Below are 16,343 nucleotides of genomic sequence, written 5' to 3'. Positions count from 1 at the left end.
CTCAGGCAGACAGCTCGGCGCGGCCCTTGCGGCGGCGCGAGGCGAGGATGGCGCGACCGGCACGCGTGCGCATGCGGAGGCGGAAGCCGTGCTTCTTGGCGCGACGGCGGTTGTTCGGCTGGTAGGTGCGCTTGCTCACGGGAGATCCTGTTCTTCGTCGACGGGCGGCGTGGTGCTCGATCGCCACCGCTCGCCCGCGGACAAGACGTCCTGCGGGCAGGCGGCAGTGGTCGTGACAACGACTATCCAACGGTACGGGTGCCCTCCCGTCCGGTCAAACTCGCGCGCAATAGACGATCCGACGTCGAGCGTCCAGACGACACGCCGTACCGTGGACCCCTCAACCAGCGAACCACTTGTGACCGAGCGCTCGACGCTGCTAGCGTCGCCGGGTCGCGGGGGCTTTTCCACAGCATCGAGGGCCCGGAGGCCCCGGACATGCACACCTTGTGGAAAATCATGTGGATGCGAACAAGGGGAGACATGAGCGATCCGGGGACCACCGACGAGAACGACGCCGTCGAGGCGTGGTCGCGCACCGTCGAGACGCTGTCCCCGGGGATGAAGGTGTGGGTCTACTCCGCCCGGCCGGTCACCCTCCACGGCAACACGCTCATCGTGGCCGTGCCCGACGACCTCACCCGCACCCAGCTCGAGACCCGCGTGCGGGCCGCGCTGGAGGAGTCGCTGAGCGCCGCCTACGGGCAGCCGATCCGCCTGGGGGTCACGGTGGACCCGTCGATCGCCGAGCAGCCTGGCAGTAGTCATAACGACTTGTCGACAAATAGATTTGACGTCAAGACGCCGGAGCCGTCCGTGGCCGAGGTGGAGGACGACGACGAGGACGACGAGGACGAGGAGTTCGTCCCCAGCTGGGCCGGTCGCCAGACCGCGGCCCCGCCCCGCAGCGGCTCGGCCGCCGAGGCCCGGCTCAACCAGCGCTACATCTTCGACCGCTTCGTCATCGGCTCGTCCAACCGCTTCGCGCACGCCGCTGCCGTCGCGGTCGCCGAGGCGCCGGGCAAGGCGTACAACCCGCTGATGATCTACGGCGACTCCGGACTGGGCAAGACCCACCTGCTGCACGCCATCGGCCACTACGTGCTCCACCTCTACCCGGGCACGCGCGTGCGCTACGTGAACTGCGAGGAGTTCACGAACGACTTCATCAACTCCATCGGCGACAACCGCCAGGCCGCGTTCAAGCGCAAGTACCGCGAGACCGACGTCCTGCTCGTCGACGACATGCAGTTCCTGGAGAACAAGAAGGAGACGCAGGAGGAGTTCTTCCACACCTTCAACGTGCTCCACAACGAGAACAAGCAGATCGTCATGACCTCCGACCGCCACCCGCGGTACCTGGACCACCTCGAGGAGCGCCTGCGCACGCGGTTCCAGTGGGGCCTGACGACCGACGTCCAGCCGCCCGACCTCGAGACCCGCATCGCGATCCTGCGCAAGAAGGCGGCCATCGAGAAGCTGACGGCGCCGGCGGACGTGCTGGAGTTCATCGCCAGCAAGGTCCAGACGAACATCCGTGAGCTCGAGGGTGCGCTGATCCGCGCGACGGCGTTCGCCAACCTCAACAACCAGACGGTCGACCTGCAGCTGGCCCAGATCGTGCTGAAGGACCTCATCCCCGAGGGTGGCGAGCCGGACGTCACGGCCGGGCTGATCATGGCCCAGACCGCCGCCTACTCGAACTTCTCCATCGACGAGCTGTGCGGCACCAACCGCAGCCGCAACCTCGTGCAGGCGCGCCAGATCGCCATGTACCTGTGCCGCGAGCTCACCGACATGTCGCTGCCCAAGATCGGCCAGGAGTTCGGCGGACGCGACCACACCACGGTGATGCACGCCGAGCGCAAGATCCGCAAGCTCATGGCCGAGAAGCACGCCGTCTACAACCAGGTCACCGAGCTCACCAACCGCATCAAGCAGCAGGCGAAGCAGGGCTGAACCGTCCCGATCGACCCGAAAGTGCCTCCCCGAATCACCCGGGAGGCACTTTTTTTGTGTTTACACAGCTGGGGACAGACCTGTGCACATCGCCGGACGGCTGTGGACGCGACGGGGGACGACGGTGGGTCGCGTGTGGGGACGAATGACACGTCCACACCCGACGGGGCGTCGTCCACGCGACCGCCCGCAACCCTGTCCACGGCCCGGCACCAGCTCCCACCTGCACAAACAGCGGTTTTCCACGACATCCACACCGGCTACTACGACTACGACAGAACTACATACCGGGCGAAGGGCCAAAGCAGGACGACCCGTGTTCCTGTGGACGTCGGGCCGCCGAGGTCCGGTATCCCCGACCCCCGGAGCCGTGGCAGGATTCGTGTCGTTCCCCCGCAGCACGACCTTCCGAGAGGCGACACCAGGTGAGATTCCGGATCGAACGCGACGCGCTCGCCGACGCCGTGGCATGGACGGCCCGCAGCCTGCCCCACCGTCCGAGCGTCCCGGTCCTCGCCGGCCTGCTCGTCGAGACCGGTCCGGACGGGCTCACGCTCTCGGGCTTCGACTACGAGACGTCCACCCGCGCCACGCTCCCCGCCGAGGTCATCGACGACGGCCGCGTGCTCGTCTCGGGCCGTCTGCTCGCCGAGATCGTGAAGTCGCTGCCGAACAAGCCGGTCGAGCTGACGCTGGACGGCACGAAGGTCGCGCTCACGTGCGGCGCCTCGCGCTTCAGCCTGCAGACGCTCCCGGTCGAGGAGTACCCGCAGCTGCCGACGATGCCCAGCTCGTCGGGCACCGTGAAGTCCGACGAGTTCGCCCAGGCCGTCGCCCAGGCCGGTGCCGCCGCCGGTCGCGACGAGATGCTGCCGCTGCTCACCGGCATCCGCCTGGAGATGGAGGGCTCGACGATCTCGCTCATGGCGACCGACCGCTTCCGCGCCAGCCTGCGCGACGTGGTCTGGGCCCCCGAGCAGAACGACGTCACCGCCCACGCGCTCGTCCCGGCCCGCGTGCTCACCGACACCGCGAAGTCGCTCGTCTCGGGCAGCGACGTGACCATCGCGATCGCCACCGGCGACACCGGCGACGGGCTCATCGGCTTCGAGGGCACGGTCGGCACCGGCACCCGCCGCACCACGACCCGTCTGCTCGAGGGCGACTTCCCGCGGGTGCGCCAGCTGTTCGCCACCCAGGGCGAGACGGTCGCCTACGTCGCGACCCAGTCGCTGGTCGAGGCCGTCCGCCGCGTCTCGCTGGTGGCCGAGCGCAACACCCCGGTCCGCCTGACGTTCTCCGACGGCAGCCTGCTGCTCGAGGCGGGCAGCGGCGACGAGGCGCAGGCCTCGGAGTCGATAGAGGCGACCATCGAGGGCCCGGACATCTCGATCGGCTTCAACCCCAGCTACCTGCTCGAGGGCCTGTCGGTCATGCAGGAGCCGGTGGTCCACCTGGCCTTCACCCAGCACACGAAGCCGGCCGCCCTGGCCGGCGTCCCCGAGGTCGGGGCCGTCCCCGACTTCGCGTTCCGCTACCTGATCATGCCGGTCCGGCTGCAGAGCTGACCCGGTCCACCACCCACCCCCACCCCCGCGAGGAGCTCTGGTCCGCGTGCACATCGGCCTCATCGGTCTCGGCAAGATGGGCGGCAACATGCGCACCCGTCTGCGCAACGCCGGCGTCACCGTCGTCGGGTTCGACCACAACCCCGACGTCCGTGACGTCGACTCGCTCGAGGCGCTCGTCGAGGCGCTGCCCGCCGACGCCCCGCGCGTCGTGTGGGTGATGGTCCCGGCCGGCGACCCCACCCGGGAGACCGTCCGCGCGGTCGGCGCCCTGCTCCGCGAGGGCGACGTGGTCGTCGACGGCGGCAACTCGCGCTGGACCGACGACGAGATCAACGCCCAGGTGCTCGACGAGCGCGGGGTCGGCTTCGTCGACTGCGGCGTCAGCGGCGGCGTCTGGGGCCTGGACAACGGCTACGCGCTCATGGCCGGCGGCTCGGCCGACGACATCGCCAAGGTGCAGTTCGCCTTCGACGCGCTCAAGCCCGAGGGCGACTCCGGCTTCGTCCACGCCGGTCGTGTGGGCGCGGGCCACTTCTCCAAGATGGTCCACAACGGCATCGAGTACGCGATGATGCAGGCCTACGCCGAGGGCTGGGAGCTGCTGGAGAAGGTCGACCTCGTCGACAACGTCACCGAGGTGATGGACTCCTGGCGCGAGGGCACCGTCGTCCGCTCCTGGCTGCTGGACCTGCTGGTCAAGGCGCTCGAGGAGGACCCGGGCCTGTCGAAGATCCGCGGCTACGCCGAGGACTCCGGCGAGGGACGCTGGACGGTCGAGGCGGCCATCGAGAACGCCGTCGCCACCCCGACCATCGCCGCCTCCCTGTTCGCGCGCTTCGTCTCGCGCCAGGAGGAGTCCCCCGCCATGAAGGCGGTCGCCGCCATGCGTCAGCAGTTCGGCGGTCACGCGGTGCGCGCGGCGCAGGAGGAGGGCCTGGACCCCGCCTCGGCGGACGCCTCCGACCCCGTCTGACATGCACGTCACCCGTCTGGCCCTGCACGACTTCCGCTCCTACGACTCGGTCGAGATCGAGCTCGACCCGGGAGTCTCGGTCTTCGTCGGCGCCAACGGGCAGGGCAAGACCAACCTGGTCGAGTCCATCGACTACGTCGCGACGCTGGCCTCGCACCGGGTGTCCTCGGACGCTCCCCTGGTGCGGGCCGGCGCCGACAGCGCGGTCGTCCGCGTCGAGGTGCAGCGCGGCGACCGGTCGGCGCTGCTCGAGGTCGAGCTGCTGCCGGGCAAGTCGAACCGTGCCCGGGTCAACCGCTCGCCGCTGCCTCGGGTGCGCGACGTCGTCGGCATCCTGCGCACGGTGATCTTCTCGCCCGAGGACCTCGCCCTCGTCAAGAGCGACCCGTCCGACCGGCGCGCGTTCCTGGACGCGCTCATGGTGCTGCAGACCCCGCGGCTGGCCGGCACGCGGGCCGAGTACGACCGCATCCTGCGCCAGCGCAACACGCTGCTGAAGACCGCCGGCCGCAACCGGCGTGCCGAGCTGAGCACCCTGGACATCTGGGACGAGAACCTGGCCACCGCGGGCGGGGAGCTGATGGCCGCGCGCATCCGGCTGCTCGACGCGCTCGCCCCGCACCTGGCCGAGGCGTACGTGAACGTCGCGGCCCTGGCCGCCGCGGACCGCCGCACCGCGACCGCCACCTACCGACCGTCGTTCGACCTGGCCGACGCGCGCGAGCCGGCCGAGCTGCGCGAGGCGATGCTCGCCCAGATCGAGCGCCGCCGTCCCGACGAGCTCGAGCGCGGCGTCAGCCTGGTCGGCCCGCACCGCGACGAGGTCGTGCTGACCCTGGGCGACCTCCCGGCGAAGGGGTACGCCAGCCACGGCGAGTCGTGGTCGTTCGCGCTCGCGCTCCGGCTGGCGTCGTTCGCCCTGCTGCGCGAGGACGGCGACGACCCGGTGCTCGTGCTGGACGACGTCTTCGCCGAGCTCGACCGCGGACGCCGCGACCAGCTGGCCGCCCTGGTCGGCGACGCCGAGCAGGTGCTGGTCACCGCCGCCGTGCTGGAGGACGTCCCCGGCGGGCTGACGGGACAGGTGTTCCACGTGGAACAGGGGGTGGTGAAGCGTGACTGACGGACCCGACGCGACCCCCGAGCGTCCGGCGGATCCCGCCCCGGCCGAGCCCTCCCCGGCCGAGCCCTCCCCGGCCGCGCCCGAGCCCGAGGACGGGCTGTCGCTGGCCCGCGAGATCGCCGACGCCTACCGCACCACCCCGAGCCAGCCGCGCCGCCGGCGCCGGTCCGGCGGACGCGCGGCCAAGCCCTACCGGCCGCAGCGGGAGGACGCGTCCCCGCTCGCGCAGCACCTGGACGCGCTCGTCTCGTCGCAGGGCTGGACCGACGACCTCGCGACCCACCGGGCGATCGGCGACTGGCCGCGCATCGTCGGCGACGAGGTGGCGCAGCACTGCCACGCGGTCGAGATCGAGGACGGCCGGCTCACCGTGCAGGCGGACTCGACCGCGTGGGCGACGCAGATCAAGCTGCTGGCCCCACGCATCCTGGCCCGGCTGAACGAGGAGATCGGGCAGGGCTCGGTCATCTTCCTGGACGTCCGCGGACCCCAGGGACCGAGCTGGAAGACGGGCCGCCGGTCGGTGCGGGGCGGGCGCGGCCCGCGCGACACCTACGGCTAGGCGCGCACCGGGCGGAAGCCGGCGGCCAGGGCCAGGGTGAGCGAGAACGCGACGCCGGTGCCGCCCAGCACCGCCGCGGCCTCGGCCGCGCCCGCCCATCCGTCGGTCGGCCGCACGCCCACGACCACCACGACGACGCCCGCGGCGACCGAGCCCAGCAGCGCCGTGAGCAGGGTCAGCAGCGCCGGACGCCAGCGGGTGGGGAGCACCAGGCAGACCAGGCCGAGCCAGGCCAGGCACACGAAGGCGGCGACGAGCAGGTCGGCCGGCCGGTGCCATCCGGCCACCAGCATCGACGTGCCGACGAACGTCGCCAGGAACCCGCCCGCGGCGCCGAGCACGGGGCGGACCGTGCGCGGCGCGACGAGCAGGGCGGCGACGAGCACGCTCGTCACCACCGTCGCGTGCCCGCTGGGCAGGCTGTTGTGGTCGCCGAGCCCGAGGTCGGGACGCTCCAGCACGCTGTGCTTGAGCACCTGGGTGGTCAGGTTGGCGCCGGCCACCAGGACGACGGCGGCGACGGCGAGACCGACGTTCCGCCGCGCCAGCGCGGTGACGACGCAGGCGGCGAGCACCGCGGCGGCCGAGCCGATCGACACGTAGCCCAGCACGCTGAGCAGGGTGTCGCGGGTGTCGGTGCCGGCCCACACCGCCTCCATCGCGTCCTGGTCGAGCTGCTGGCCGTCGGCGTCGAGCAGCGCGTGGCGGACCAGCTGCAGGACGGCGACGACCGCGCCGACGAGCGTGAGCACGGCGGCGAGCGGGCGGTGGTTCGGGTGCACGCCACCACTCTGCCGGGCCGTACCCAGCCGCGCGCCGCCGCCCGGCTCGTGGGCCGTCCACCGGCCGCCAGGACGTACCGGAGGTTGGTCGGCGGTCCACGAGCCGATCTGAGGGGCCGTCTCGTCCGTCTCAGCCGGGTGTGGACGGACGTCCACCGCGTGTCGCGAGGCACATGTGTCCCTCAGACGGCGCAGGAGGCCGGTACACTGGACTGGTGACGCAGACTCCGGATTCTCAGGGCCAGACGTACGACGCCAGCAACATCCAGGTCCTGGAGGGTCTGGAGGCCGTGCGCAAGCGCCCCGGCATGTACATCGGCTCCACCGGTGAGCGCGGACTCCACCACCTCGTCTACGAGGTCGTCGACAACTCCGTCGACGAGGCGCTGGCCGGCTACGCCAGCGAGATCCTGGTCGTCATGCAGGCCGACGGCGGCATCCGGGTCGTCGACGACGGCCGCGGCATCCCGGTCGACATCCACCCCACCGAGAAGATTCCGGCCGTCACGCTGGTGCTCACCTCGCTGCACGCCGGCGGCAAGTTCGGCGGCGGCGGCTACAAGGTCTCCGGTGGTCTGCACGGCGTCGGCGTCTCGGTGGTCAACGCGCTGAGCACGAAGCTGCACATCGACGTGAAGCGCGACGGCTACCGCTGGACGCAGTCGTTCACCTACGGCGTCCCGGACGGCGAGCTCGAGCGTCACGAGGAGACCGACGAGACCGGCACGACGAACACGTTCTACGCCAGCGCCGACATCTTCGAGACCACCGAGTACTCCTACGACACGCTCAAGACGCGCTTCCGCGAGATGGCCTTCCTCAACAAGGGCCTGCAGATCACGCTGCGCGACGAGCGCGACCACGCCGGCGAGGACGACGAGGACGCCGAGCGCGAGGTGACCTTCCGCTTCGACAAGGGCCTGGTCGACTACGTCGAGTTCATCAACTCCGGCAGCCGCGAGCCGATCCAGCGCGACGTCATCAGCCTCGAGCGCGAGGACGAGGCGGCCGGCATGTCGCTGGAGCTGGCGATGCAGTGGAACGCCACGTACACCGAGAGCGTCCACACCTTCGCCAACACGATCAACACGCACGAGGGCGGCACCCACGAGGAGGGCTTCCGCACCGCGCTGACCAGCACGGTCAAGAAGTTCGCCGACGCCAACAACCTGCTCAAGGGCAAGGACGAGCTCTCCGGCGACGACATCCGCGAGGGTCTCACCGCGATCATCTCGGTCAAGCTGGCCGAGCCGCAGTTCGAGGGCCAGACCAAGACCAAGCTGGGCAACAGCGAGGCGCGCAGCTTCGTGCAGAAGGCGGTCAACGACGAGCTCGCCGCCTGGTTCGAGCAGAACCCGAACGAGGGCAAGATCATCGTCCGCAAGGCGATGGACGCCGCCAGCGCCCGGCTCGCCGCGCGCAAGGCCAAGGAGCTGGCCCGCAACCGCAAGGGCTTCCTCGGTGGCGGCGGCCTGCCCGGCAAGCTGGCCGACTGCTCCTCGCGCAGCCCCGAGGAGTGCGAGATCTTCATCGTCGAGGGCAACTCGGCCGGTGGCTCGGCCAAGAACGGCCGCGACCCGCGCACCCAGGCGATCCTCCCGCTGCGCGGCAAGATCCTCAACGTCGAGAAGGCGCGGATCGACCGCATCCTGCAGAACGCCGAGGTCCAGGCGATCATCAGCGCGCTGGGCACCGGGGTCCAGGAGGACTTCGACATCGCCAAGCTGCGCTACCACAAGATCGTCCTCATGGCCGACGCCGACGTCGACGGTCAGCACATCACCACGCTGCTGCTGACGCTGCTGTTCCGCTACTTCTACGACCTCATCGAGGCCGGCAAGGTCTACCTGGCGCAGCCGCCGCTGTACAAGATCAAGTGGAGCAACCACGCCCACGAGCTGGCCTACTCCGACGTCGAGCGCGACGCGCTGCTGGCCGCCGGCGAGGAGGCCGGGCGCCGCCTGCCCAAGGAGGCGCCGGTGCAGCGGTTCAAGGGTCTGGGCGAGATGAACGCCTCCGAGCTGTGGGAGACCACGATGGACCCGGACGCCCGCGTCCTGCGCCAGGTCACCCTCGAGGACGCCATCCAGGCCGACACGATCTTCCAGGTCCTCATGGGCGAGGACGTCGAGCAGCGCCGCGACTTCATCCAGAAGAACGCCAAGGACGTCCGCTTCCTCGACATCTGACGCCGCCGCGTCCCGTCGACCTTCCACCGCACTCCACAGGAGCACCTGAACCGTGACCGAGACCCCCACCAGCGGCGACCGGATCGAGCCCGTCGGCCTGACCGACGAGATGCGGCGCTCGTACATCGACTACGCGATGAGCGTGATCGTGTCGCGCGCGCTGCCCGACGTCCGCGACGGGCTCAAGCCCGTCCACCGTCGCGTCCTCTACGCGATGTACGACGGCGGCTACCGTCCCGACCGCGGCTTCTCCAAGTGCAGCCGCATCGTCGGTGACGTCATGGGTCAGTACCACCCGCACGGCGACACGGCGATCTACGACACCCTCGTGCGCCTGGCGCAGCCGTGGGTGATGCGCGCGCCGATGATCCTCGGCCAGGGCAACTTCGGCTCGCCGGGCGACGACCCGGCCGCCGCCATGCGGTACACCGAGTGCAAGCTCGCGCCGATCGCCATGGAGATGGTGCGCGACATCGACGAGGAGACCGTCGACTTCAAGGCCAACTACGACGGCCGCTCGCAGGAGCCGACCGTCCTGCCCTCGCGCATCCCGAACCTGCTGGTCAACGGCAGCGCGGGCATCGCGGTCGGCATGGCCACCAACATCCCGCCGCACAACCTGCGCGAGGTCGCGGCGGGCGCCCAGTGGGCGCTCGCCCACCCCGACGCCGGGCGCGAGGAGCTGCTCGAGGCGCTCATGGAGCGCATCAAGGGTCCGGACTTCCCGACCCACGCGCTCATCGTCGGCACCCAGGGCATCGAGTCGATGTACCGCACCGGTCGTGGCTCGGTCACGATGCGCGCGGTCGTCAACATCGAGGAGGACGCCAAGGGGCGGCTCCAGCTCGTCGTCACCGAGCTGCCCTACCAGGTCAACCCGGACGCGCTCATGCGCAAGATCGCCGACCTGGTCAACGGCGGCCGCCTGCAGGGCATCTCGGACCTGCGCGACGAGTCCAGCGACCGGGCCGGCCGGCGCATCGTCATCGAGCTGCGCCGCGACGCCGTGGCCCGGGTCGTGCTGAACAACCTGTACAAGCACACCGAGCTGCAGACGAACTTCAGCGCCAACATGCTGGCGATCGTCGACGACGTGCCGCGCACGCTCACGCTCGACGCGTTCATCACGCACTGGATCCGGCACCAGATCGAGGTCATCCGCCGGCGCACCGAGTACCGCCTGCGCAAGGCCGAGGAGCGCGCCCACATCCTGCGCGGCCTGGCCAAGGCGCTCGACGCGCTCGACGACGTCATCGCGCTCATCCGCCGCAGCCCCACGGTCGAGGAGGCTCGCGGCGGCCTGATCGCGCTCCTGGAGATCGACGAGCTGCAGGCGAACGCGATCCTGGACATGCAGCTGCGACGCCTGGCGGCGCTGGAGCGGCAGAAGATCATGGACGAGCTCGCCGACTGGGAGCTCAAGATCACCGACTTCAAGGACATCCTGGCCAAGCCCGAGCGGCAGCGGCAGATCGTCAGCGACGAGCTGGCCGACATCGCCGACAAATGGGGCGACGACCGCCGGTCGATCATCACCGCGGACGCCGGCGACCTGTCGATGGAGGATCTGATCCCCGACGAGGAGGTCGTGGTCACCATCACCAAGGGCGGGTACGCCAAGCGCACCCGCACCGACCAGTACCGGCTGCAGAACCGCGGCGGCAAGGGCGTGCGCGGCGCGACCCTGCGCGGCGACGACGTCGTGGAGCACATGTTCTCCACCACCAGCCACCACTGGATCCTGTTCTTCACCACAGCGGGCCGGGTCTACCGGGCCAAGGCGTACCACCTGCCCGAGGCCGGGCGCGATGCCAAGGGCGGCCACGTCGCCGGCCTGCTGAGCTTCCAGCCCGACGAGGAGATCGCCCAGGTGCTGGCGATCCGCGACTACGACGCGCAGCCGTACCTGGTGCTGGCCACCCGCAAGGGCCTGGTCAAGAAGACCCGCCTGGTCGACTACAACAGCCCGCGCCAGGCCGGCGTCATCGCGATCAACTTCCGCGACGAGGACGACGAGCTGATCGGCGCCGACGTGGTCGGCCCCGACGACGACATCCTGCTCATCTCGCGCAAGGCGCAGGCCATCCGGTTCCGCGCCGACGACGAGCAGCTGCGCCCGATGGGCCGCGCGACGTCCGGCGTCACCGGCATGAAGTTCCGCGACGGCGACGAGCTGCTCTCGCTCTCGGTCATCCGGGCGGGCGACGAGGACGACGAGGACAAGCCCGAGCTGTACGTGTTCACCGTCACCGACGGCGGCTTCGCCAAGAAGACGCCGGTGCGCGAGTACCGCCTGCAGGGGCGCGGTGGCCTGGGCATCAAGGCCATGCAGATCAGCGAGGGACGCGGCGTCCTCGTCGGCGGCCTGGTGCTGGTCGACAGCGACGACGTCATCTCGGTCACCGAGCGCGGGCAGGTGACGCGCAGCCTCGTGTCGGGCGTCAAGGCGACCGGGCGTGGCACCATGGGGGTCAAGTTCGTCACCTTCAAGGGCGACGACCGAGTCGTGACCATCGCCCGCAACACCGAGAGCGCCGTCGAGGCCGCCATCGAGGGCGACGACGAGACCACCACCGAGTCCCAGGGGGATGACGCATGAGCGACCAGCAGGCCAGCCGAGGGCTCGGCCGCCAGGACGTGACCGCCGTGTCGCGGCCGCGCTCGGGTGCCGGACGCGCCGACGAGACCGCGGTCATCCCGGTCATCCGCGACGAGCAGGGCGACCGCTCGGCCGCGGCGGGCAAGGCGTCCACCGACGCCGCTCCGACCGCTAAGGCCGGCGCGAGCCGCGAGGCGCGGCTTCGCCTGGTGCGGCTCGACCCGTGGTCGGTCGTGAAGACCGTCTTCACCCTGTCGGTGGCGCTCATGATCGTGGCCGTCGTGGCCATGACCGTGCTGTGGTCGGTGCTGTCGATCGCCGGCGTGTGGGACCAGGTCAACTCGACCGTCACCGCCGTCCTGAGCGACGACAGCGGCTCCTTCGACATCAAGGACTACCTCGGCTTCGGCCGCCTGGTCGGGCTCACCCTGGTGATCTCGGCGATCAACGTCCTGATCTCCACCGCCGTCGCGGCCATCGCGGCGCACCTGTACAACCTCGCCGCGCAGCTGCTCGGCGGCATCACGGTCACGCTGGCCGAGGACGCCTGAGGCGCGACGGGAGCACCACCCCCACCCCGGATTGGGGACCGCGAGGTGCGTGGGGTAGTGTTTCTCGTCGGTACGGGCCTATAGCTCAGCTTGGTTAGAGCGCTTCCCTGATAAGGAAGAGGTCGCTGGTTCAAGTCCAGCTAGGCCCACCATCCCCACCCCTCCAGGAGGACCCCATGAAGAAGATTCTCGCGGTCCTGGCCGTCGGCGGCCTGGTGTTTATGGCCCGCCGTCGCAAGGCGAGCAGCACCGACGCGTGGGCACAGGGAACCGACTCCATCTGAGCCGGACCGCCACGGGGCCGTGGCGCAATTGGTAGCGTACCTGCCTTGCATGCAGGGGGTTAGGGGTTCGAGTCCCCTCGGCTCCACCCGATGAACAGGACCGCCGGTCGACGACCGGCGGTCCTTTCTGCGTCGTGGCCCAGGGCCTCGAGCCGGGCGCGCCGACGGCCCGCGTCCCCCGAGGGGCGCGGGCCGTCGGTCTCGGTGTCAGCGCACCCGCAGCCGGACCGTGTCGTCCGCCTTCAGGTACGACGACGAGCCGCGGTAGGACGCCTTCACCGTGAAGGAGCCCGGCCGGCTCGGTGCCCGCAGCCGGAGGCTGACCCGGCCCCGGTCCCGCTCGGAGACCCGCACGGTGACCGTGCGTCCGCCGATCGAGAGCCGGACGGTGCCGGTGGGCCGCAGGCTGGTGCCGGCCACGCTCAGCCGGACCTTGGCCACGAGCCGGTCACCGGTGCCGGCCGAGCGACGGTTGAGCGTGAGCTCGACCTTCGGCCGCGCCTTGCCGATCGCCAGCGCGACCTTCTTCTCGCCGGCGGAGGTGACCCGGTCGCCGGCGTAGCGGAAGGTGAGCGCGTGGCGTCCGACCCTGAGCCGGTCGGTCCGCAGCGAGAACGCCGCCGCACCCTTGCGCAGCGTCAGCCGCGACACCTTGCGCCCGTCCACCAGCACGTCGACCGTGCCGCTCGAGGCGCCGCGGGCCGAGCCGACGGCGACGATGCCGGCGACCTTCGTCCCGAGCCGCACCGAGGAGTCCGACAGCCGGACCGTGATCCGCGCCGCGTCCACCTTCACCGGGGCCTTGACCGAGGTCGGGTCGGACACGTTGCCCGCCTCGTCCGTGGCCCGGGCCTCGATCGTCGCCGCCTCGTCACCGGCCGGGACCGGCTTCGTGTACGGCGTCCAGGCGCCGTCGCCGACCCGGTACTCGACCGAGGCGACGCCGGAGCCGTCGTCGGTGGCCTCGACCGTGACCGCCCGCGAGGAGGCGTCCCAGGTCGCGGTCACCTTCGGCGCCTTGGTGTCGACGGCGACGTCGAGGGAGCGCGTCGGCTCGGTCTCGGAGTCGTCGACGCTGCGGTACTCGACCTTCGTGCGTCCCTCGGGGAGGGCGACCGGCGCGGAGTAGCTCTTCCACGTGGTGCCGTCGAGCGAGTACTCCAGCCGGGCGTCGTCGCCGCCGCGCAGCACGGACAGGACGAGCTGGGGCGCCTTGACGTACCAGCCGGCCTTGCCGTCGGGATCCTTCGGGTCGAGCGCCGCCTTGCTCTGCAGCACGACCTTCGCGACCGGCACGGAGCGGTCGGTGACGTGACCGGCCTTGTCCGTCGCCCGGACGTCGACGCTCGTGGCCTTGGTGCCGACGGCCACCGGCTCGGTGTAGTCCGTCCAGGGGCCGGTGCCGATCCGGTACTGGACCGAGGCCAGGCCCGAGGTGACGTCGCCCGCGGTGACGGTCAGCCTGCGCGTCTCGTCGTCGAAGGCGGTGTCGAGCGTCGGCGCCGTGGTGTCGACCTTGAGCGCGAGCGTGTGCGCGGCCTCCGTCTCGGACGCGTCACGGCCGCGGTACTGCACCGCCGCGTCGCCGTCGGGGACGGTGAACGGCGCGGAGTACGCCGTCCACGGACCGTTACCGAGGCGGTACTCGGCGACGGTGCCGGGCGCGCCCGACTCCACCTCGAGCGTCACCTTCGGTGCGCTGGAGTACCAGCCGTTCTGCCCGTTCGCGGTCGCAGGAGCGACGGTCGCCGAGGTGACGACCGGGGCCTTCGCGACGGCCAGCGTCTTCTCGTCCGAGACGTTGCCGGCGGCGTCGGTCGCCCGCATCGTCACGGTGTGGGCACCGCCGTCGAGGGCGAACGCCGCGGTGTACGGCGTCCAGGCTCCCGCGTCGATCCTGTACTCACGGGTCGCGACGCCGGACGTCGCGTCCAGGGCGTTGACCGTCGCCTTGCGGGTCGCGGCGTCGAAGGTGCCGCTCACCGTCGGCTTCACGGTGTCGACCTTGAACGTCATCGTCGTGGCGTCCCCGGTCGCGTTGAACGTCCGCGCCCGGTGGGCGAAGGTCGACGGGCCCTCGGCGATGGTCACCGGCGCGGTGTACGTGCGCCACTGGCCGCTGACGACCGAGTACTCACGCGACGCGTTGGCGGTGCTCGTCGTCACGGTGACCTTCGGCGCCGTGCGGTACCAGCCGTCCGTGCCGTCGGGAGCCGTCGGCGCCACCGTGGCCGCGCTCAGCGGCTTCGTGGACGCGATCGAGAAGTCGTCCACGACGATCTCGCCGACCGCCCCGATGTTGAGACCGAAGCTGATGCCGGTGGTGTCGTCGGGGATGGCCGGCGTGGTGAACGCCGCCGACGACCAGCCGGCACTGGCCGGGAACGACGGGCTGGACGTCCAGTAGCTCCAGGTGCCGGCGGTGTTGCGCAGGTAGACCTCGTACTGGGTCGGCACCGTGGACTTGTACCAGCCGCGGATCGCGTACTGGGCACCCTTGACCGCCTCGGGCGCACAGCTGCCCAGGTCGAGCGCGGGCGTCCACTTGGCGTCACCGTCGGTGTAGGCGGTCATCCTGACGCGGCCGGCCCGGCTGCCGGTGCGGCCGGGGCTGACCAGGTCGAACGCGGCGGTGTTGCTGCCCCAGCCGTTGGTCTGCCAGCAGACCGGCTTGCCGGCCTCGACGAGCGTCTCGAAGCCGGGGTTGGTCAGCCCGCTCGCGTCGGGGTTCGGGGTGGAGGTGCCGCCGTCGACCGCGGGCTTGTCGTCGCCGCCGACGACCGCACCCACGGTCCGGGTCTCGGTGCCGCGGGCCTTGAGCCAGTCCAGGAACTGGGCCAGCACCGTCGGGGTGACGTTGAGCTCCCCGCAGCCGCTCGCGCACACCCGGTGGAACGTGTACTGCACCCAGCCGCCGCTTGCGGCCTCGGCGTTCGTGACGCCGGCCTTGAGGTCGTCCAGGGTCCAGGTGTCGTCGTGCTGGTCGAGCGCCTTGGTCTCGTAGGGGTCGGCCGGCGGGATGGTCTCGGCCTTGGCGCAGCCGGCGCAGCCGAATCGCGACTCGATGTCACCGAGGTTGCGGGCGCTGTTGTAGCCGCAGTCCTTGACCGTCTGCTTCGCCGTCGCCGACATGGATGCGAACGGGTACGCGAAGCTGCGGACCTTCAGCCCCCAGCCCTTGAGGGTGGAGCGGTCCTGGCAGACCTCGCGCTTCACCTCGGCGGCGGGGAGGGTGGCCAGGTCCGGGTGGGTGACGGTGTGGCCGCCGACCTCGTGGCCGGCGGCCTCGAGCGCGAGCAGGTCGGCCTTGGACATGAAGCCGGCGGTGCCGATGGTGCCGGAGTTGACGTAGAAGGTGCCGACCTGGCCGCGGGCGGACAGCAGGTCCGCAGCGGTCTTCTGGTCGACGTTGCCGTCGTCGAACGTGAGGCTCACGACCGCGGTACCGGCGGCGCTGGCCGCGGTCGCCGAGACCACGACCGACAGGAAGCCCGCCACGAGCGCGAGCACCGCCACGAGGGCGGTGGACGTGCGCGCGGAGCGGGCGCGGGGGATGGATGTCGAGTGCACGGGGTGCTCCTTGTCTGCTGGAGCCCGCCGCCGGGGTGGACGTTCGTCGGCGGGCCGGACGGTCGCCGTCCGGCTCGGCCGGGGCAGGGTCAGGCGGCTCTCCCACCGTCGAGTCGGCGTCCGGCAGGGTCAACGAGAACCGGACAAGACTGCGGCCCCCCGCCCGGGGTGGACGGGAGG

The 16,343-nt window shown here is 71.0% G+C and carries 11 protein-coding genes and 2 tRNA genes; 10 read left to right on the top strand and 3 right to left on the bottom strand.

Features of this window, described 5'->3' with window-relative positions:
* Nucleotide 1: 1 nt before the first annotated feature.
* Nucleotides 2-139, bottom strand: coding sequence for a 50S ribosomal protein L34 (gene rpmH, locus E0W78_RS00215; RefSeq protein ID WP_019144060.1), 138 nt, complete (start codon nt 137-139; stop codon nt 2-4).
* A 344-nt stretch (nt 140-483) separates the two neighbouring features.
* Between rpmH and dnaA the strand changes: the two genes are divergently transcribed.
* From dnaA to E0W78_RS00190, 5 genes are all read left to right on the top strand, one after another.
* Nucleotides 484-1,959 (top strand): chromosomal replication initiator protein DnaA, encoded by a 1,476-nt coding sequence (gene dnaA / locus E0W78_RS00210; protein WP_131401852.1) that lies wholly within the window; start codon nt 484-486, stop codon nt 1,957-1,959.
* A gap of 425 nt (nt 1,960-2,384) precedes the next feature.
* Complete coding sequence (gene dnaN / locus E0W78_RS00205; RefSeq protein WP_131401851.1) at nt 2,385-3,527, top strand: DNA polymerase III subunit beta; 1,143 nt, start codon at nt 2,385-2,387, stop codon at nt 3,525-3,527.
* A gap of 46 nt (nt 3,528-3,573) precedes the next feature.
* Nucleotides 3,574-4,503, top strand: coding sequence for a phosphogluconate dehydrogenase (NAD(+)-dependent, decarboxylating) (gene gnd, locus E0W78_RS00200; protein ID WP_131401850.1), 930 nt, complete (start codon nt 3,574-3,576; stop codon nt 4,501-4,503).
* 1 nt (nt 4,504) lies between these two features.
* A complete protein-coding gene (gene recF, locus E0W78_RS00195) occupies nt 4,505-5,626 on the top strand; it encodes a DNA replication/repair protein RecF (RefSeq protein WP_131401849.1) in 1,122 nt (373 codons plus the stop codon).
* Entirely contained in the window at nt 5,619-6,188 is a 570-nt protein-coding gene (locus E0W78_RS00190; protein ID WP_131401848.1) for a DUF721 domain-containing protein, read from the top strand. The genes recF and E0W78_RS00190 overlap by 8 nt, the downstream gene beginning before the upstream one ends.
* Here E0W78_RS00190 and E0W78_RS16675 read toward each other — a convergent pair.
* Complete coding sequence (locus tag E0W78_RS16675; RefSeq protein ID WP_207392555.1) at nt 6,185-6,970, bottom strand: phosphatase PAP2 family protein; 786 nt, start codon at nt 6,968-6,970, stop codon at nt 6,185-6,187. The genes E0W78_RS00190 and E0W78_RS16675 overlap by 4 nt on opposite strands.
* Nucleotides 6,971-7,185: 215 nt before the next feature.
* Here E0W78_RS16675 and gyrB point away from each other — a divergent pair, with 215 nt between their 5' ends.
* From gyrB to E0W78_RS00160, 5 genes are all read left to right on the top strand, one after another.
* Nucleotides 7,186-9,159, top strand: a complete 1,974-nt coding sequence (gene gyrB, locus E0W78_RS00180) for a DNA topoisomerase (ATP-hydrolyzing) subunit B (protein ID WP_242686155.1) — start codon at nt 7,186-7,188, stop codon at nt 9,157-9,159.
* A 52-nt stretch (nt 9,160-9,211) separates the two neighbouring features.
* Nucleotides 9,212-11,758 carry a DNA gyrase subunit A gene (gene gyrA, locus E0W78_RS00175; RefSeq protein ID WP_131401846.1) on the top strand — a complete coding sequence of 849 codons (2,547 nt, stop codon included), beginning with the start codon at nt 9,212-9,214 and terminating at the stop codon, nt 11,756-11,758.
* Nucleotides 11,755-12,309: a DUF3566 domain-containing protein gene (locus E0W78_RS00170; RefSeq protein ID WP_131401845.1), complete on the top strand. Its 555-nt coding sequence runs from the start codon at nt 11,755-11,757 to the stop codon at nt 12,307-12,309. The genes gyrA and E0W78_RS00170 overlap by 4 nt, the downstream gene beginning before the upstream one ends.
* Nucleotides 12,310-12,383: 74 nt before the next feature.
* Nucleotides 12,384-12,461, top strand: a tRNA-Ile gene (locus tag E0W78_RS00165).
* Nucleotides 12,462-12,606: 145 nt separating this feature from the next.
* Nucleotides 12,607-12,679, top strand: a tRNA-Ala gene (locus tag E0W78_RS00160).
* Between the two features lie 121 nt (nt 12,680-12,800).
* On the opposite strand, the gene E0W78_RS00155 is transcribed toward E0W78_RS00160, so the two are convergent.
* Nucleotides 12,801-16,163 (bottom strand): polysaccharide deacetylase family protein, encoded by a 3,363-nt coding sequence (locus E0W78_RS00155; RefSeq protein ID WP_131401844.1) that lies wholly within the window; start codon nt 16,161-16,163, stop codon nt 12,801-12,803.
* Nucleotides 16,164-16,343 lie beyond the last annotated feature (180 nt).

The sequence above is a fragment of the Aeromicrobium sp. IC_218 genome, assembly GCF_004336805.1.
Classification (GTDB): Bacteria; Actinomycetota; Actinomycetes; order Propionibacteriales; family Nocardioidaceae; genus Aeromicrobium.
The sequence above is the reverse complement of the archived record's forward strand: the minus strand, read 5'-3'. Positions and strand labels throughout refer to the sequence as shown.